An 18,533-nucleotide genomic window follows, 5' to 3' on the forward strand; every position below is an offset into this window, starting at 1 on the left:
GGGCGACGACCGCCACCGCATCCCTGGCGTACGCCCGGACCTGCTACGACCACCTGGCCGGGAGGCTGGGCGTGCTGATGTACGACGCGCTGCTGCGCGAGCGCCGGCTCGACCGGTCCAGCGGGTTGGCGCTGACGCCCGACGGCTGGGCCTGGGCCGCCGGGTTGGGCGTACCCGTGGAGGTGCTGCGCGCCGCCCGCCGCCCGGTGGTCCGCGACTGCCTGGACTGGACCGAACGCCGCCCGCACCTGGCCGGAGCGCTCGGCGCGGCGCTCTGCCGCCGCTTCACCGACCTGGGCTGGATCAGTCGGGGCGCTGGCCGCGCCGTCCGTCTCACTCCCACCGGCCGCCCTGGCCTGGCCGAAGCCCTGTCCATCCCCGAACACACCCTCGACCCGCCGATAGCCGCGCCACCCACGAGCGGCCGCGCCTGAGCGGCGAGGCGCAGGCGACCGCGGCGGGGGATCGTTCGGTGTGGGGCGAAAGGTTCGCGCCCTACGGTCGGGCGGTGACTGACAACTGGCCCGTTCTCGCGCCCGCGTTTCACGCCCTGCACCGCGCCGGCCGCCCGCTGCTGCTGCCCAACGCGTGGGACCACGCCTCGGCGGCGGCGCTCGCCGCGCGTGGCTACCCGGCGGTCGGCACCACCAGCCTCGGTGTCGCCGCGGCCGCCGGCCGACCGGACGGCACCGGGTCCACCGCCGTGCAGACCCTCGCCCTGGCCCGCCGGCTGGCTCGGCTGCCGGTGCTGCTCAGCGTGGACGTGGAGGCCGGGTTCAGCGACGACCCGGCCGAGGTCGCCGAGTACGTCGCGGAGCTGGCCGGGCTCGGCGTGGTCGGGATCAACCTGGAAGACGGGCGGGCCGACGGCAGCCTCGCCGATGCCGCCTGCACCGCTGACAAGGTCGCGGCGGTGAAGGCGGCGGTGCCGGAGCTGTTCGTCAACGCCCGCACCGACACCTGGTGGCTCGGGGTGGACGACCCGCTGTCGCAGACCCTCGCCCGGTCCCGTGCCTACCGGGCGGCCGGTGCCGACGGGATTTTCGTGCCCGGCACCGTCGACCTGGCCATCCTGCGCATCCTGACTGAGCGGATCGACGCGCCGGTGAACGCGCTGTACCAGCCGGGCGGCCCAGGGCTGGCCGAGCTGACCGCCACCGGGGTTGCCCGGGTCAGCACCGGCTCGCTGCTGTTCCGGGCCGCGCTGGGCGCCGCGCTCGCCGCCGCCGACGCGGTCCGCCACGGCGGGCCCACCGCAGCGGCGGGACCACCGTCGTACGCCGAGGTGCAGGCCCTGGTGCCGACCGGAGCGGCGGCGTCGGCGGGCGTCGGTGGGTGAGGTGTTGGTCGCCACAACCATGGGTCGCCTCCAGGCGGGTGCGTCGTCCCCGCCCCATTCGAGGGGGAAATAGGAGAAATGTTCGGTCCGTTCCACTCCTGATGATTACGGTGGTTTCAGGGCGAACACCCAGTGTCGTGACCGGAGGAAGGGACCCCGTCATGCGAGTGCCCAGCCGTAGCCCGGGACAGCAGCCCGGTTCGCCTCCGTCGCCCACCGCTCCGGCCCGCCGTCGGCCCTCCGGAGTGACCCCCCGCCGGGTTCCCGTGCCCGCCGCCGACCTGGCCGCCTACCGGGCCGCCGTCGCCGAGCTGCTGGTCGAGGTCGGCGCCCTGGCCGACGCGGCGAGCACCCGGGCCCGGCAGGTGCTCATCGACGAGCGACTGCGGGAGCCGGCGCTCGCCGCGGTCCTCGACGCCACCCCGCAGGGGATCATCGGCGCGCGCGAGACGCTGCTGCTGGAGATGGCCCGCTACCGCCCGAACGATCGCACCTCGGCGAGGGACCTCAGCGCACTGGTCCGGATCTACCTGCTCTCCCGCATCGACGTGCTGTGGTGGCAGGACGCGCCGACCTTCGTCACCGACGACCAGGTCAACGGCAGCGCCGAGCTGGTCGACCTGGAGTGGCTGCGCCGCCGCGACCTGCTGCGCTTCCGCTACCAGGAGCAGCCCGCCACGATGCTGGGTCGAGCCGCGCGCGGGCTGCGTCGCCGGCTACGACCCGACGCCACCCCGCGCACCGCAGGGTTGCTGTTCCGCCGCGCCCGCCGCGAGGTGGTGGCGCTGCTCAACGACATCGGACGGGAGTTCACCGCCGTCGCGCCGCCGGCCACCCCGCCGCTCTGGGTGACCAGCCTGGTCCGCAGCGCCGAGCACCAGTACCGGCTGCGTCGCCTGGGTTACGCGGCGATGCTGCCCAGCGGGCACTGCCTCGGCTACTCGGCCGATGTCGAGCTGGCCTGGTTCGAGCGTTTCGGTGCCCGGGACGCCCTGGCGGAGCTGCTGCTGAGCCGGCAGCAGGCAGGCGAGCTGAACGTGATCGACGAGGGGCAGGCCTGGCACCTGTGTCTCGCGCCCACCGCCCGGCGTCGGCTACGCCGGGCGTACGAAGCCGAGATGGGGGTCTGAGCCGGTGTGCGGCATCGCGTTGAGCATCGGCCCTGAGGCCGACCCGGCGACCTTCCGGCGGATGCTCGCCGCCCTGGCTCCGCGCGGTGAGGTCACCGAGACCCGGTCCGAGAGCGGGCTGCTCGCCGGCACCCGTCGGCTGCGGATCGTCGACCGGGACCGGGCGGTGCAGCCGTGGACCTCGACCGACGAGCGGTGGCTGCTCTGCTTCAACGGCGAGATCTTCAACTATCGGGAGTTGCGGGCGCAGTTGACCCGCCTCGGTCAGGTCTTCCGCACCGAGAGCGACACTGAGGTGCTGCTCGCCGCGTTCCAGCAGTGGGGCGAGGCGACGGTCACCCGGCTGCGCGGAGAGTACGCCTTCGCGGTCGTCGAACGGGCCACCGGCCGGGCGTACCTGGCCCGCGACCCGCTCGGGGTCAAGCCGCTGTACTGGTCCCGCCGCCCCGGCTGCCTACAGCTCGCCTCCGAGGTCAAGGCGCTCGTCGGGCACGGCGCCCCGATCGCCGAGGTGCCGCCCGGGCACCACGGCTGGGCGGACGCGGACGGGCACGTACGACTGAGCCCGTACGTCGACCTGCTCACCATCGGCGACGGCCTGCCGCTCATCGACGACCCGGACGAGGCCGCGCTGCTGGTCCGCGCCGCGCTCAGCGACTCGATCCGGATGCGGGTGGAGACCGACCTGACCGTCGGAGTGGTGCTCTCCGGTGGCCTGGACAGCTCGCTGACCCTGCGCCAGGTACGCGACATCCACCCGGACTGCGTCGCGGTGACGGTCGGCGTGCCGGACAGCCCCGACGTGGCGTACGCCCGGCGGCTCGCCGCCGACCTCGACGTGCCGCACGTGGTGGTCGAGCTGCGTCCGCGCGACATCCGGCTCGCCGACGTCCGCGAGGCCATCCGGATCTCCGAGCTGACCGAGTACGGCGACATCATCAACGCGGTCGTCTCGGTGCCGATCTTCCGGCGGCTCCGCGACCTGGGCATCAAGGTGGTGCTGACCGGCGACGGCTCCGACGAGCTGTTCGGCGGGTACCCGATGTATCACCAGGTCGCCCCGGCGGCGGCCCGCAGGCTGTTCCTGCACCGGATCCGCAACCTGTGCCGCACCGAGTTGCAGCGGGTCGACCGGGCCGCCATGGGCCACGGCGTGGAGGCCCGGGTGCCGTTCCTCGACCTCAGCGTGGTGGAGCTGGCGATGCGGCTGCCGGTGGATCTGAAGCTGCGCCACGGGCAGGAGAAGTGGATCGTCCGACGGGCGTTCGCCGACGTGCTGCCCGACTACATCCTCCACCGTCCGAAGAACCCGATGTCGTACTCGTCGGGATTGCACGAGCGGGTCCGGCTGTACAAGCCGCTCTTCGCCCGGCTGCACCGCTCGTTCGGCTACGACCTTCAGGAGCCGGTCCGTCGGGACTTCGACACCGTGCTGAGCCGCTGCGGCAACGACCTGGACCGGGCCATCGCCGACGGGCTGACCCGACCCGACTACACGGTCCTGGAGCACGCCCGCGACCTGGTCGGCGCGGCCAAGTGGAACGCGGCCCCGATGGTCCGCCGGCTGGTCGGCCCGCGTCCGGCCCGCCACTGACGGCTACCAGCCTCGGCGCGCTCAGGTGACCAGCAGCAGCGCGCCGACCGCGGCGAGCGTCGCGGTGACCGCGAGCAGGGTGCTGGTCAGCACGAACCGGGTGATCGGCACGGCCACCCCGGCCGCCCGGCACCGCTCGAACCACAACAGGGTGGCCAACGACGCCCAGGGGGCGGCCAGCGGGCCGACGTTGGTGCCGATCAGCAGGGCCAGCAGGCGGGTGTGATCACCGGTCGGCAGCACCGACTCACCGGCCAGGTAGGCGGGCAGGTTGTTCACCGCGTTGGCGAGCAGCGCCCCGGTGCCACCGGCGCGCAGGGCGCCCAACGCGCCACCGTCGGCGCCGAGCAGGGTGCCGACCAGGTCGTCCAGCCCGTGCCGGCCGAGGGTCTGCACCACCAGGAACAGGCCGGTGACGAAGAACAGCAGGCGTACCGGGACCAGCCCCGGGCGCAACGTGCCGGGGGAGCGGACCAGAAATCCGACCAGCACCAGCGCGGCCGCGACGGTGGAGGCGAGCCCGATCTCCACGCCGGCGAGAATGCCGGCGACGAAGATCAGGCAACCGACGACCGCGATCCGGTGCAGGACCGGGTCGGCCGGCACGTGCCGGGCCGGCGGGACGAAACGCCCACCGGCGGGCCGCTCCCGCCGCCACCACCCGAACCAGAGCAGGGCCATGGTGACCGCCACGGCGGCGAGCTGCGGCAACGCCATGCGGGCCGCGTACGCCAGGGGTGCCAGCCCGACCCGGTCGGCGGCGAGCAGGTTGGTCAGGTTGGAGACCGGCAGCAGCAGGCTCGCGGTGTTCGCCAGCCAGACCGTGGTGACGGCGAGCGGGGCGGCCGGGATGCGGAGGTTCCGGGCCAGCGCGAGCAGCACCGGGGTGAGCAGCACGGCGGTGGTGTCGAGGTTGAGCACGAGGGTGGTCAGCGTGGCGAGACCGCCGCAGAGCAGGAACAGCGCGGCCCACCTGCCGCGCGAGGCCCGGGCCAGTCGGCTGGCCAGCACGTCGAAGACACCGGCCACGGCGGTCAGCTCGGCGAGGACGATCACGGTGCCGAGGAAGAGCAGCAGCGGCAGGATCCGGTGCAGGGTGGCGGTGGTTTCCGCGCGGGGGAGCAGCCCGCTCAGCGCGCAGGCCGCGCCGACCACGGCGAGGACGGCCGCTACCAGGTCCAGCGGGTGGGGCCGCCAGCGTGTGGTCGGTTCGGGTGGGGCTGCGAGGGTCACAACTGTTCACGTTGGCACAGGGTCTGGCCAAATGCCCGGCAACCCCTCGCCCTGGTGACCAGCCCCACGGTGCCGACCCTGCCGCCGGGTACGGGCCGGGCCCGGCCCCCGTGGAACGGGAGCCGGGCCCGGTGTGCTGCGCGGTGCCTACCAGCTCAGGTAGCTGGGCTGGGTCTGCACGTTGAGCTCCGGGTAGCGGGTCAGCTTGGCCGACCAGGTACGCCAGTCGTTCAGCTCCAGGACGTCCAGGCCCTTGACCAAGTCGTTGGAGTAGATGTGGCCGTTGTAGTAGTACGCGGACCAGCTGCCACCGCCGACCAACGTGTCGGCCGAGAGCGGGCCCCGCTCCCAGAAGGCGATCTCCTTCGGGTTGGCCGAGTCGGTGAAGTCGAACACCGAGATGCCACCCTGGTACCACGCCTGGACCATGATGTCCTTGCCGAGCACCGGGATCAGCGAGCCGTTGTGCGCCACGCAGTTCTCGGTGTTGGCGTTCGCCCGGGGGATCTTGTAGTAGCTACGGAACGTCATCGTCCGGGCGTCGCCACGGCCGGCGATGTCGTAGATGGCGTCCGCGCCCCGGTTCGGGCCGACGGTCTCGTTGCAGGTCGCCGCCCCGCCACCACCCAGCTCGTCGGTGAAGATCACCTTGGTGCCGGAGTTGTTGAAGGTGGCCGAGTGCCAGAACGCGAAGTTGACCTCGTCCCGGACCCGGTTGATGACGCGGGGCGCCTCGCGGTTCTTGATGTCGAGCAGGATGCCGTCACCCATGCAGGCACCGGCGGCCAGGTCCTTCGACGGGTAGGCGGTGATGTCGTGGCAACCGGTGGTCGCCGAGCCGGTCGGGCTGCCGGGGAACCCGCCGTCCGGGAAGAGGTTCGGCGTCGCGACCACTGCCGCGTCGGTCGGCTTCTTCACCGGCACCTTGATGATGGAGATGGAGTCGTGCGGCGGCTGGCAGTCCGGGAACTCGGCCCGCGGGCTGTACGAGGAGACGTACAGGTAGACGGCCTTGCGGTCCTTGCCCGGCACCAGGGTGTGGGTGTGTGAGCCGCAGGCGGTCTCGACGGACTTGATGTAGCGCGGGTTGGCCTTGTCCTTGATGTCGAAGACCTTGATGCCCTCCCACGAGCCCTTCACGTCCGCCCCCTGCGGGGTGCTGTTGCAGGAGTCGTCGCTGCGGGACGAGTCGGTGGAAAGGAAGAGCAGGTCACCGTGGACGGAGATGTCGTTCTGCGACCCCGGGCAGAGCACCCGGGCCTTGACCGTCGGCGCACTGGGCCGCGAGATGTCGTAGATGACGAAGCCGTTGTAGTTGCCGGCGAACGCGTACTTGCCCTGGAAGGCGATGTCGCTGTTGGTCGCGTCCAGCGGGGCGACCTTGGGCACGTTGGCGATCTGACGCAGGTTGGGGCTGCTCACGATCTCGTCGACGCCGGGGATCGTGTTGGTGAGCGCGGGGGCTGGCGCCGCCTGCGGCACCGTCTGGGCGTTGCTCGCCGGGGCGACGAGGGCGCTGGCGACGAGGAGGCCGGTCGTGGCGAGCGCCACGACACGCAGTTGTCGTAACCGTGGCTTGTGGAGTCTGATCATCGGCGGGGCCCTTCGCAAGGGGGAGACGATGGTTGACACGTTACCGTCCGGCGAAGAACGTCGATGTGAGGTGGATCACATCAAAGTGGGTTCTTCAATAGATAGCATCGCGGTGACCTCGACTGCAGGGAGTGGCCCATGACCAACCGGCGCGCGCGCACCCTGGCGGTCGTCACACTGGCGCTCACGTTGCCGCTGGTGGTGTTCATGGTGGTCCGCCTCGACGGCGACACCGGTACCCGCTCGCCGCAGCCGGTCTCCGCACCCGCCACCTCCGCCGCGTCGCCGACCGCCAGCCCCGTCCCCACCGACCTGACCGTCATCGCTCCCGGCCGACCGGGCGAGACGGCGGCCACCCGCCCGGCACACGAGGTCCGCGACGCCGGCCCCGCCCCGCACAACTCGCTGGACGTCTGGTTCGTCCGGATGATGATCCCGCACCACGCGCAGGCCCTGGCGATGGCGGAGCTCGCCCCCGACCGGGCCGCCGACCCCGACGTCCGGGCCATCGCCGAGCGCATCCGGGCCAGCCAGGGGCCGGAGATGGGCATGATGCGCGGCTGGTTGCAGACCCGTGGCCTCCCGGCGGAGGTGCCGGGGCACGACCACGGCACCATGCGCGGCATGCAGTCGCCCGAGGCGATGCGGCAGCTCGCCGCGGTCCGGGGCGCGGACTTCGACCAACTCTTCGTCCGGATGATGACCGAGCACCATCAGGGCGCCATCGAGCTGGCCACCAACCTGCTCACGGTCGGCTCCGACCTGACGCTCAACGAGTTCGCCAACTCCGTCGCCACCGAGCAGACCGTCGAGATCGACCGGATGCGCGAGATCCTCAGCCGCTGACCTCGGGGCGCGGGCGCGAGGGCCGCACGTTTCGACACGTACGCTGGGTGACCGTGAGACGCACCCTGTTCGGTCGCCCGCTGCGCGGCGTCGCCTTCGACGTGGCCGTCGCCGCCCTGGTGGTGCTCGTCTCCGTGGCCGCGGCGGTGAACCAGCCGGGCGGTTGGGCGGCCACTGCGGTCGGCCTGGGCATGGCGGTGGCGCTGCTGTTCCGGCGCACCCACCCCGGCGCGGTGACGGTGGCGGTCGCGGTGCTCGCCCTGATCCAGGTGATCGCCCGGTGGGGCCCGCTCATCTACGACGTGGCGGTCCTGATCGCGCTCTACAGCGTGGTGAAGTACGGCCGGCGGCTGCGCGACGGCGTGCTGGCCGGCGCGGTCGCGGCCGTCGGCGTGCTGCTGGCCGCCGCGCAGACCCCCAACGTCATCCAGTGGTGGGCGACCGCACTGTGGTACGCGCTGGTCACCGGCGCGGTGTGGCTGGTCGCGCTGAACGTGCGGACCCGCCGGCTCTACGTGCTCAGCCTTGAGGAACGGGCCACCACCCTGGAACGCGAGCGGGAGGCCGAGTCCCGGGCGGCGGTCGCCGAGGAGCGCACCCGGATCGCCCGTGAACTGCACGACGTGGTCGCCCACAGCATGGCCGTCATGATCGTCCAGGCCGACGGCGCCCGGTTCATGCTCGACCGTGACCCCGCCCAGGCGCGGACCGCCGTGAAGGTGGTCGCGGACACCGGCCGGCAGGCCCTCGAAGAGATGCGCCGGCTGGTCGGCGTCCTGCGCGACGCCGGCCCGGCCGACGCCTACGGATCCGACGAGCTGGCGGTGGCGGCCGACCCCGAGCACCGGCGCCTCGCCCTGGCCGAACTGCCGGACCTGCTGGCCCGATTCGACGACGCCGGCCTGCACATCCGCAGCACCGTCACCGGTACGCCGCCGGCCCTGCCGCCCGGCCTGGAGCTGACCGTCTACCGGGTGGTGCAGGAGGCGCTGACCAACGCGCTCAAGCACGCCGGCGTCGGCGCCGGCGTCGAGGTCGTCCTGTCGTACACCGCCGAGGCCGTGGAGGTCCGGGTGGTCGACGACGGTCACGGCCGCCCGCTGGTCAGCCCGGCGCCGACCGGCGGTCACGGCCTGCTCGGCATGCGGGAGCGGGTGACGGTGTACGACGGCAGCCTCACCGCCGGTCCCCGGCCGACCGGGGGCTGGAAGGTCGAGGTACGGCTGCCGCTACCGTCGGAGCCGGCAACGGAGGTGATCGCGGCATGACGGTCCGGGTGGTGATCGTGGACGACCAGGCGCTGGTCCGCGCCGGGTTCCGGATGGTGCTGGACTCCCAGCCGGACCTGGAGGTCGTCGGGGAGGCGATCGACGGCGCGGACGCCCTGCGGGTGCTCGCCCGCACCGAGGCCGACGTCGTCGTGATGGACATCCGGATGCCCACCATGGACGGGGTGGAGGCGACCCGGCGGCTCTGCGCCGAGCGGCCCGCGGGTGGACCCCGGGTGCTGGTGCTGACCACCTTCGACACCGAGGCGGACGCGTTCGCGGCGCTGCAGGCCGGGGCGAGTGGCTTCCTGCTCAAGAACGTTCCGCCGGAGGAGCTGCTGGCCGCGATCCGGGTGGTGGCCCAGGGCGACTCGGTGGTGGCTCCGTCGATCACCCGGCGGCTGCTGGACCGGTTCGCCGGGCAGCTCGGCGCCGCCCCGAGCGCCGACCCTCGACTCGCGCAGCTCACCGAACGGGAACGGGAGGTGCTGCTGCTGGTCGCCCAGGGGCTGTCCAACGCGGAGATCGCCGCCCGGGTGCACGTGGCCGAGGCGACGGTGAAGACCCACGTCGGGCGGATCCTGGCGAAACTCCAGCTACGCGACCGGGTTCAGGCGGTGGTCCTGGCGTACGAGAGCGGGCTGATCACGCCCGGCGGATGACACCGCGTACGACCTGGGTCGTAGCGGCCGAGGCGCGCACCGCGACCCGGGGCGCAGCCAGGTCGAGCGCGCAGGTGGAGATCGACAGACCGGTGCCGGTCATAGCGTCGGAGGGGTCCAAGCCGCCACCTGCACCGGGAGCCCCGCATGATCCGCCTGACCCTGCGTTCGTTGCGCGCCGAGGCGCTGCGCATGCTGCTGTCGGCGCTCGCCGTCGTGCTCGGCGTCGCGTTCGTCGCCGGCACGATGATCTTCGTCGACGGGATGCGGGCCGGAGCGTACGAGCGGGCCGGCGCCTTCGACCGGCACACCGACCTGGGTGTCTACTCGGCCGGCCGCGAGCTGTTGCCGCCGGCCCTGGTCGACCGGGTGCGGGCGGTCGACGGGGTGACCGCCGCCGCCGGCGAGCTGACCAACACCGCCGGGATCGTCGGCGCCGACGGTCGGCCGGTGCTCGGCTTCACCATGCTGGTCGCCATCCCCACCGAGGACGCGCTGCGCTCGTACGACGTGGTGGCCGGCCGGTTGCCCGACCGGGCCGGGGAGGTGGTGCTCGACGCGCCGACGGCGGCCGAGCAGGGCTTCGGGCTCGGCGCGACGGTCCGGATCGGCGCCACCGGCGGGGCGGCCCGCCCGTACACCCTGGTCGGCACCGTCGACGTGGCCGGCACCGCCCGCGACGTCGGTGGTCCGTTCGTCGGCCTGGTCGGGCCGGACGCGATGGCCCTCACCGGCGAGCGGGGCTACGGCCGCGTCCTGGTGGCTACCCGACCGGGCGCCGACGTCGCGGCGGTGACCGAGCGGGTACGTGCGGTGGCCGGCGCCGAAGCCACAGTGAAGAGTCGCCAGCAGATCCTCGACGAGGCCGTGGAGGACGCGGTCCGCAACGTGGACCAGTTCCGCATGCTGTTGCTGATCTTCGTGGGGGTCGCGATCGTGGTGGCCGGCTTCGTGATCGCCAACACCTTCGCGATCGTGCTGGCCCAGCGCACCCGACGGACCGCGCTGCTGCGCCTGATCGGCGCCACCCGGGGGCAGGTCTTCCGGTCCACAGTGCTGGAGTCGGCCGTGCTGGGGCTGGTCGCCTCCGCGCTCGGGTTGCTGCTCGGGGTGGCCCTCGCCGGCGGGTTACGGCTGCTGCTGTCCCGACTGGACGCGCCGGTCACCGGGAGCCTGACCGTGACCGGCTCGACCGTGCTGACCGGCCTGCTGCTGGGCACCGGGCTGACCGTGTGCGCCGCCCTGCTGCCGGCCTGGCGGGGAACGCGGATCGCCCCGGTGGCCGCGCTCACCGACGCCGCGGTGCAGCCCAGCCGGGGTGCCGGTCGGGTGCGGCTGACCGTCGGCGCGGTGGTGCTCGCCGTCGGTGTCGCCGCGCTGGCCGGCGCCGCCAGCGCCGCCCAGCTGCTGCTGGTGGCTGCCGGTGGGGTGCTCAGCTTCTTCGGGATCGTCCTGTTCGGGCCGGTGCTCGTCCCGGCGCTGGCCCGGCTGTTCGGCTGGCCGGTACGGCGCGTGCTCGGCACCATCGGTGAGCTGGCGGTCACCAACACGGTGCGCAATCCACGGCGGGTCGCCGCGACCGCTACCGCGCTGGTGATCGGGATCGGACTGGTGTCGGCGTTCATGGTCGGCGCGCGCAGCACCAAGGACGGCATCGAACGCAGCGTGGACGCCCAGATCGGCACCGACTTCGTGGTCAGTGGAATCGGTCAGGACCTGCCGGCCGCGCTCGTCGGTGAGCTGGCCTCCCGTCCCGAGCTGGGGGTGGTGCACGAGCAGCGCAGCACGGTCGTCGACGACGTCGAGATCCGGGCGGCCCACCCAGCCCTCGTCGGCCGGACCCTGAGCGGGGTGCTGGCCGGCGACGCCGACCGGGTCGGGCCGGGACAGGTGCTGGTGCACCGCGAGTTGGCACGGGCACGCGGCTGGCAGGTCGGCTCCCCGGTGACCGTCAGGGGAAAGCCGTTCCGGGTGGCCGCCGTGGTCACCGACGACACACCCGCCGGCGAGGTGCCCGCAGGTCACGTCATCGACCTGTCCGATGAGGACTTCACGGCGCTCTTCCCCGCCCAGCGGGGCTACCTGGCCGAGATCGACCCCGCCGCCGGGGTGAGCCCCGAACGCGCCCGCGACGCGATCACCACGGTGCTGGGCCGTTACCCGACGGTGAACCTGATGGACCAGGGCGCGTACAAGAAGATGCTCACCGGCACGGTGGACATGCTGCTCGCCTTCGTCACCGCGCTGCTCGGGCTGGCCGTGGTGATCGCCCTGGTCGGCGTGGCGAACACCCTGAGCCTGTCGGTGGTCGAACGGACCAGGGAGAACGCCGTACTGCGGGCGGTCGGGCTCACCCGAGGGCGGATGCGGGCGGTGCTCGCCGTCGAGGCGGTGCTGATGGCGCTGGTCGGCGCGGTGCTCGGCATCGGCCTCGGCACCGGCGTCAGCGCGTCCGCGATGGCCCTGCTGGATCGCCTCGGCGGCGACTTCCACGTGGTGCTGCCGCTCGGTCAGCTCGGGCTGATCCTCGGCGTCGCGGCGCTGGCCGCCCTGCTCGCCTCGGTGCTGCCGGCCCGCCGGGCGCTGTCCCGCCCGGTCGTCGAGGCGCTCGCCGACCAGTGACCCCGGCCGGGTTCCGTCAGTGCCACCAGACGGACATCCGCTGGCCGGTCCCGCCATCTTCCCCGGCGGCGGGACCGGCCAGCGGTGCCGGGTCTACAGGCGCTCGACCATCGGGCCGACGCACCGGTTGCGGGTGTCGAAGACGTAGCGGGCGTGCTTGACCACGAGGTCGTAGTCGAAGATGTCATGGTCGGTGACCACCACCACCGCGTCGGCCGCGCGCACCTCCCGCTCGGTGAGCCCGACCACGGTGACCCCGGCGGGGATCTGGTGCGCCTCCGCGTACGGCTCGACGGCGTGCACCTCGGCACCGAGGGCCTGCAGCCGACGCGCCACGTCCACGGCGGGGGAGTCGCGCATGTCGCCGGTGTTCTTCTTGTACGCCAGACCGAGCAGCAGCAGTCGGGCGCCGCTGACGGCCCGGCCGTCCCGGTTCAGCCCTCCCATGATCCGCTGCGCGACGTGTTCGGGCATCTCGTGGTTGACGTCGTTGGCCAGTTCGACGAACCGGAACTGCCGACCGAGGCGGCGCTTGACCTGCCAGGACAGGTAGCACGGGTCGATCGGCAGGCAGTGCCCGCCGACGCCGGGGCCGGGCCGGAACGGCAGGAAGCCGAACGGTTTGGTCGAGGCGGCGTCGATCGCCTGCCAGACGTCGATGTCGAGGTGGTGCGAGAGCATGGTCAGTTCGTTGATCAACGCGATGTTGACCTGGCGGAAGGTGTTCTCGATCAGCTTGGTCAGCTCGGCGACCCGGGTGGAGTCCACCGGTACGGTGCGTTCCACCAGGCGCTGGTAGAACTCGTCCACCCGGGCCAGCGACGCCGCGTCCACACCGGAGACGACCTTCGGGGTGTTCTCCAGTCGCCAGGTGGGGTTGCCCGGGTCGATCCGCTCCGGGCTGTAGCCCAGGTGGAATTCGCCGGGGCTGGTCAGCCCGCTGGCCGACTCCAACAGCGGTCGCAGCAACTCCTCGGTGGTGCCGGGGTACGTGGTCGATTCCAGGATCACCGTGCAGCCCGGGCGTACGTACGGGCCGATACCGATGCCGGCCTGCTCGACGAAGCTCAGGTCCGGGGTGCCGTCGCGCAGCGGAGTAGGCACCGTGATGACGCAGATGTCGAACCCGTCGGCGTCGGTGTACTCCGTGCTCGGCTGGTAGCGGCCGCTGCCCAACGCCCGGCCCAGCCGGTCGGCCGGGATGTCCTCGACGAACGACTCGCCGGAGGCGAGACGCTTCACCCGGTCGGCGTCGACGTCGAGACCGATCACGTCGAGCCCCGCCTCGACGGCCCGCATGGCCAGCGGCAGTCCGACATACCCCTGACCGATCACGACCAGCTTTTCAGCGCTCACCCAGGCTCCCACAGCAGATGGTGTAAATGGCCTGCTGAGAGCCTAGAGGCGCCTTCGGCGACGTAAGTCCGTTTTGGGGATCTCGGTGCGGGTGGGGCTGCCGGGGTTGGCGACAGCGGGCGGCTCAACCGCCCGCCGGCACCTCCGGATCGACAGGCGGGCTGGACGTTGCGGGTGGATCAGACGGCGCCGCGCTGGTCGGCGGCGGGGCGCCGGTGGTGGGCGCCGCGCTGGTCGGCGGCGCCGTGGTGACGCCCGCCGTCGGCGTCGGCGGGTCGACCGTCTGGCTGGGCTGCAGGGTCGGCGTGGCGGTGACCGAGGCCGACGGGGAGTTGCCGGGAGCGCGCGGCCGGTCGGGCCGACCCGGCTCGACGCTGGTGATCTGCTCGTTCGCCGCGGGCAGTTCGGCGGCGCCGCTCGGCGCCACCGTCGGCGACGTGGTCGGCAGGCGGACCGCCGGTTCCTCGCCGGTGTTGCGCGCCGCGGCCAGCGCCGCGCCGAGCCCGACCAGCGCGACCAGCATGGCCGCGGCCGCGCCCACCAGCGGACCCCGCCGTCGCCGGCGCCCGTTCGCCACCGCCGCGCCGGCCGGCACGTCCGTGCGGGTGCCCGGCCCGGCGTCGCGCAGCGCGACCGGTGTGGCCATCGCCGTCGGCGGCTCGCCGTCGGTGACCGCCGTCCGAGCGGCCTCGGCCATCGCCGCTCCGCTGCTGAACCGCTCCAGCGGATCCTTGGCCAGGGCCCGCGAGACCAGGGCGCGAACCGCCTCCGGAATCTCGTGCGGCAGCTCCGGCGGCTCGTCGTCCAGGTGCCGGACGGCGACCTGGAGCGGATTGTCACCGGTGAACGGCGGACTGCCGGTGAGGCAGCAGTAGGTGACCGCGCCCAGGGCGTAGATGTCGGTGGCGCCGCTGACCGGCCGGCCGGCGGCCTGCTCGGGCGCCATGTAGAGGGCGGTGCCAGGCACCGCGTTGGTGCTGGTGATGCTGGTGATGTCGGTGGAGCGGGCCACCCCGAAGTCGACCAGGACGACAGTGCCGTCCTCCTGCACGAGCAGGTTGCTGGGCTTGACGTCGCGGTGCACGATGCCGCCACGATGCGCCGCGTTGAGCGCCGCGGCCGCCTGGGCCACGATCGACATCGCCTCGGTCACGTCGAGCCGCCCGGCCGCCTCGATCCGCTTGGACAACGGCTCGCCGGCGACGAACTCCATGACGAGGTAGTCCGCCCGGCTGCCGTCGGGGAGGTCGTCCGCGCCGCAGTCGAAGACCTGCACGATGCCGGGGTGCCGCAGCGCCGCCATGATCCGTGCCTCAGCACGGAACCGGGCGATGAAGTCGGGATCGGACACCAGCGCCGGCAGCAGAACCTTGACCGCGACCTGTCGGCCGAGGATCAGGTCGGAAGCACGCCAAACGTCGCCCATGCCGCCCGTGGCGACACGTTCGTCCAAGCGGTAGCGACCGCTGAGCACGACCTCCGATGACAACACCGCATTACCGTACCTAGAGTGCCGCGGCGCGGCGCGCCGCGGCAGGGCCGCCGGGCGGCTGGTTAACGCTGGCTGATTCGGCCTGACCTGTGTGGACGCTCGGCCTCTATGACGGTGCGGATGTGCGGTGTCACGAAAAGCGACAATTTCCGTCGTCCAGGTCGTCGATGGTGGCAGAAAAGCGCCTTCAGAAGCGGTTGGCGTCTCCTGCGCACGGGGCGTTACAGCGACGCGCCGCACGGTGGGGTTGATAATTGTCACCCTTCCGTGACACGACGCCGACTTGTCGCGTCCTGAGCCTCCTCCTAGCGTTGGCCCGACTCAGGCCCGCCCGGCTACCTCGGCGGGCAGCGCGCCGATCGACCACCCTGGTGTTGGCCACGGACACGCCGCCCCGACAATCGTTGTCGCGGGCACAATCAGAGCGGCGGAGGGCGGTGCGGGTGCTGATCGGGCGGACGACTTGTACCGCGTGGGGTGCGCCAGCGCCGCGAATCGGGCCGGCGTGCCCACGGCGATGCGCGGGCCGCGGATGACCGCCGACCTGTCGGAGGTGGTGCGTGCCGCTCAGGCCGGAGACGAGGAGGCGTTCCGCTTTTTGTACCGCAACCTCCAGCCCGGGCTGCTGCGGTACCTGACCGCCCTCGTCGGCGCCGACGCCGAGGACGTCGCCTCCGAGACCTGGCTCCAGATCTCCCGTGACCTGCCCGGCTTCACCGGGGGTGAGTTCCGGGCCTGGACGGTCACCATCGCTCGTAACCGCGCGATGGACCACCTGCGCCGGATGCGCCGCAGGCCCTCGCTCCCGGTCCCGGTGCAGACGCTGGTCGATCTGGCCAGCGACGCGGACACCGCGGAGAAGGCCAGCGAGACGATCGGTACCGAGACCGCCCTCGCGCTGATCGCCACCCTGCCGCCCCGCGAGGCCGAAGCGGTCCTGCTGCGGGCCGTGATCGGGCTGGACGCGGGATCCGCCGGCCGGGTGCTGGGCCGCCGGGCCGGCGCGGTGCGGACCGCCGCTCACCGGGGTCTGCGCCGGCTCGCGGTGCTGTTGGAGCGGCAGAGCCCGGCCGGGCCGCCGGTCGGGGCCGAGGGGGTGCCGTCGCCGCGCACAGGCAGTGGCCCCGCCCTGCGAGCACCGCACGTCGAACCGGCGGACGGCTGACGTGAGGGGACTCCCGATGAACCCGTTCCGGCGGACCGATCACGCCGACACCGAGCGGCTGCTCGACGCGGCTCACGCCCGAGCGAACGCCACCCCGGATCAGGGCCACTCCGCCACGCCAGAGGGGTCCGGCGCGTCATCACCTCGGGTGCGCCTGAGCGCGTCGAACGTGCCCCCGGTCGAGCCGGTGGCCGCGTTGCTCGCCGCAGCGGCCGGACCGGTCCGCCCATCCGAGTTGGCGGGCGAGGAGGTCGCGCTGGCCGCGTTCCGAGCCGCCCGGGCCAACCCGGCGCCAGCGGTGCCGCAGCGGCCAGGCCGTCGCCGGGTGACCACCGGCGCGGTGGCCTGGATCGGCGCGGTGGCCGCCACCGCCACCGCCGGGGCCGCCTTCGCCGCGGTCACCCGGGACCGGGCGCCAGACCCGGTCGCACCAGCACCGTCGCACCTGTCACCCTCGCCGCACCAGGGCGCGACCCGGTCGCCCGAGCCCACCCGATCGATGGGCCCCGGCGCCCCGTCGCCGGTCGCGCCGCCGCCGGTCACCGCCACGCCGGCCAGTCCCGCCATCGTCGGGCAGGTGCACGGACTGTGTCGCGCGTGGCGAGCGAAAAAGCCCGAGCAGCGGGAGAAGGCGCTGCGCACGCCGGGCTTCCAGAAGCTGGTGACCGCCGCCGGCGGCCCGGCCGAGGTCGAGGCGTACTGCCAGCGGCTGGTGCCCGAGACGAAGCCGTCCGAGTCGGCGAAGGCCACCCCCTCCAAGTCGGCTAAGGGCAAGTCGTCCCCATCGGTGAAGGCCCCGCCGTCGCCGCCGCGACCGGGCCACCCCGACGAGGGCTGACCGGTCGCGCTGGAGCGGTTGGGTTCCGCCCTGCATCGGAAATCCGTCTGTTAGACAGAGATTGGTGGCGCCGTGCACGCCCCCCGCCGGTGTCGGTGGGTGGGTTTACGGTGGCACAGTGTGCCGGACCCGGCGCATGGAGAGGGGGCCAGACCCTTGGTGACGTCACCCGACCTGGACCGCAGCGCCATTCTGCGCGAGTCCGCAGCCGCAACCCGACACCTGGCCCGGATCTGCTTCAAGACCGGCCCACCCACCCACACCGGCGTCGAACTGGAATGGACCGTGCACGACGCCGCCGATCCCGCTCGCCCCGTCGACGCGACGCGGCTCCGGACGGCGCTGGGGCGGCACAGCCCCGCCACGCTGGATGCCACCAGCCCAGCCGACCCGCTGCGACACGGCGGCATGGTCACCCTGGAGCCGGGTGGCCAGTTGGAGATCTCCACCCCGCCCCGCCGCTCGGTGGCCGCGTTGATCCGCGCGACCGAGGCCGACATCGCCCAGGTCACCGACCTGCTGGCCGCCGCCGGGCTGATCCTCGGCGGCAGCGGCATCGACCCCCACCGACGGCCCCGCCCGGTGGTGGAAACCCCCCGCTACCGCGCGATGCGCGGGGCCTTCGACCGCCGTGGCCCGGCCGGCCGCACGATGATGTACAGCACCGCCGGCCTGCAGATCTGCCTCGACGCCGGTGAGCCGGACCAGGTCGTTGACCGCTGGGCCGCGGCCCACGCGGTCGGGCCCCCACTGCTCGCGGCGTTCGCCTCGGCCGCTCGACACGCCGGTAGGCGTACCGGTTGGGCCTCCGCCCGGATGGCGGCCTGGCTGGCCATCGACCCGACCCGGACCCGCCCGGTCTGGTCACCCGCTCGCGCCGAGGACGATCCGACCGACGCGTGGATCAGCTACGTGCTCGCCGCGCCGCTGCTCTGTCTGCGCCGGCACGACGCCGACTGGGCCGCGCCGCCCGGCGTGACCTTCGCCGACTGGCTCGACGGCGCGCTGCCACAGCCGCCCACCACCGATGACCTCGACTACCACGTCAGCACCCTCTTTCCGCCGGTGCGGCCGCGCGGCTACCTGGAGCTGCGCTACCTGGACGCCCAACCCGGTCGGGGTTGGCAGCTGCCGCTGGCGGTGCTGACCGCACTGTTCGAGGACCCGGGCACCGTGCGCGAGGCGTACACGATCGCCACGCCGGTGGCGCACCGATGGTCGGCCGCCGCCCGGCACGGCCTGACCGACCCGGCGCTGGCCGCCGCCGCGGCGGGGCTGCTCGACCTGGCGTTGACCGCCCTGCCCCGACTGGAGCTGCCGGCCAACACCCACGACGAGATCCAGCGGGGGGTACGTCGGCGGCTGGCCGCCGCAGAGAGGAGAGACCAGTGAGCG

The 18,533-nt window shown here is 73.2% G+C and carries 15 protein-coding genes and 1 pseudogene; 11 read left to right on the forward strand and 5 right to left on the reverse strand.

What is annotated here, in order from left to right; all coding sequences use genetic code 11:
* The 4 genes and pseudogenes from ABZU52_RS20185 to ABZU52_RS20200 form a co-directional block, all read left to right on the forward strand.
* Positions 1-434, forward strand: a pseudogene (locus ABZU52_RS20185) (transcriptional regulator); the annotation flags it as partial.
* 74 nt (positions 435-508) lie between these two features.
* The gene (locus ABZU52_RS20190) at positions 509-1,339 is read left to right on the forward strand and encodes an isocitrate lyase/phosphoenolpyruvate mutase family protein (protein WP_354972532.1); all 831 of its coding nucleotides are present in this window, start codon (positions 509-511) and stop codon (positions 1,337-1,339) included.
* 161 nt (positions 1,340-1,500) lie between these two features.
* Positions 1,501-2,469: a DUF5715 family protein gene (locus tag ABZU52_RS20195; RefSeq protein ID WP_354972533.1), complete on the forward strand. Its 969-nt coding sequence runs from the start codon at positions 1,501-1,503 to the stop codon at positions 2,467-2,469.
* Positions 2,470-2,473: 4 nt separating this feature from the next.
* Complete coding sequence (locus tag ABZU52_RS20200) at positions 2,474-4,063, forward strand: asparagine synthase-related protein (RefSeq protein WP_354972534.1); 1,590 nt, start codon at positions 2,474-2,476, stop codon at positions 4,061-4,063.
* Between the two features lie 21 nt (positions 4,064-4,084).
* Here ABZU52_RS20200 and ABZU52_RS20205 read toward each other — a convergent pair whose 3' ends face one another.
* Together ABZU52_RS20205 and ABZU52_RS20210 are read right to left on the reverse strand one after the other, a co-directional pair.
* Positions 4,085-5,296, reverse strand: coding sequence for an SLC13 family permease (locus tag ABZU52_RS20205; protein WP_354972535.1), 1,212 nt, complete (start codon positions 5,294-5,296; stop codon positions 4,085-4,087).
* A gap of 147 nt (positions 5,297-5,443) precedes the next feature.
* Entirely contained in the window at positions 5,444-6,889 is a 1,446-nt protein-coding gene (locus tag ABZU52_RS20210) for a hypothetical protein (RefSeq protein ID WP_354972536.1), read from the reverse strand.
* 138 nt (positions 6,890-7,027) lie between these two features.
* On the opposite strand from ABZU52_RS20210, the gene ABZU52_RS20215 reads away from it, so the two are divergent.
* The 3 genes from ABZU52_RS20215 to ABZU52_RS20225 are packed head-to-tail and all read left to right on the forward strand — an operon-like array spanning position 7,028 to position 9,665.
* Positions 7,028-7,735, forward strand: a complete 708-nt coding sequence (locus ABZU52_RS20215) for a DUF305 domain-containing protein (protein ID WP_354972537.1) — start codon at positions 7,028-7,030, stop codon at positions 7,733-7,735.
* 47 nt (positions 7,736-7,782) lie between these two features.
* Complete coding sequence (locus tag ABZU52_RS20220) at positions 7,783-9,003, forward strand: sensor histidine kinase (RefSeq protein WP_354972538.1); 1,221 nt, start codon at positions 7,783-7,785, stop codon at positions 9,001-9,003.
* Positions 9,000-9,665 carry a response regulator transcription factor gene (locus ABZU52_RS20225; protein WP_354972539.1) on the forward strand — a complete coding sequence of 222 codons (666 nt, stop codon included), beginning with the start codon at positions 9,000-9,002 and terminating at the stop codon, positions 9,663-9,665. The genes ABZU52_RS20220 and ABZU52_RS20225 overlap by 4 nt, the downstream gene beginning before the upstream one ends.
* Here the strand turns inward: ABZU52_RS20225 and ABZU52_RS20230 are convergent.
* A complete protein-coding gene (locus tag ABZU52_RS20230; protein WP_354972540.1) occupies positions 9,649-9,786 on the reverse strand; it encodes a hypothetical protein in 138 nt (45 codons plus the stop codon). The two genes, ABZU52_RS20225 and ABZU52_RS20230, sit on opposite strands and share 17 nt — an antisense overlap.
* A gap of 26 nt (positions 9,787-9,812) precedes the next feature.
* Between ABZU52_RS20230 and ABZU52_RS20235 the strand changes: the two genes are divergently transcribed.
* Positions 9,813-12,287, forward strand: coding sequence for an ABC transporter permease (locus ABZU52_RS20235; RefSeq protein ID WP_354972541.1), 2,475 nt, complete (start codon positions 9,813-9,815; stop codon positions 12,285-12,287).
* 93 nt (positions 12,288-12,380) lie between these two features.
* On the opposite strand, the gene ABZU52_RS20240 is transcribed toward ABZU52_RS20235, so the two are convergent.
* Positions 12,381-13,643, reverse strand: coding sequence for a nucleotide sugar dehydrogenase (locus ABZU52_RS20240; protein WP_354972542.1), 1,263 nt, complete (start codon positions 13,641-13,643; stop codon positions 12,381-12,383).
* Positions 13,644-13,767: 124 nt separating this feature from the next.
* A complete protein-coding gene (locus ABZU52_RS20245; RefSeq protein ID WP_354972543.1) occupies positions 13,768-15,135 on the reverse strand; it encodes a protein kinase in 1,368 nt (455 codons plus the stop codon).
* A 532-nt stretch (positions 15,136-15,667) separates the two neighbouring features.
* Between ABZU52_RS20245 and ABZU52_RS20250 the strand changes: the two genes are divergently transcribed.
* The 3 genes from ABZU52_RS20250 (at position 15,668) to egtA (ending at position 18,530) form a co-directional block, all read left to right on the forward strand.
* Positions 15,668-16,300, forward strand: a complete 633-nt coding sequence (locus ABZU52_RS20250) for an RNA polymerase sigma factor (protein WP_354972563.1) — start codon at positions 15,668-15,670, stop codon at positions 16,298-16,300.
* Positions 16,301-16,316: 16 nt separating this feature from the next.
* Positions 16,317-17,138 carry a hypothetical protein gene (locus ABZU52_RS20255; RefSeq protein ID WP_354972544.1) on the forward strand — a complete coding sequence of 274 codons (822 nt, stop codon included), beginning with the start codon at positions 16,317-16,319 and terminating at the stop codon, positions 17,136-17,138.
* Between the two features lie 156 nt (positions 17,139-17,294).
* Positions 17,295-18,530, forward strand: a complete 1,236-nt coding sequence (gene egtA / locus ABZU52_RS20260; RefSeq protein ID WP_354972545.1) for an ergothioneine biosynthesis glutamate--cysteine ligase EgtA — start codon at positions 17,295-17,297, stop codon at positions 18,528-18,530.
* Positions 18,531-18,533 lie beyond the last annotated feature (3 nt).

Source organism: Micromonospora sp. NPDC005220 (assembly GCF_040607895.1).
Taxonomy (GTDB): Bacteria; Actinomycetota; Actinomycetes; order Mycobacteriales; family Micromonosporaceae; genus Micromonospora.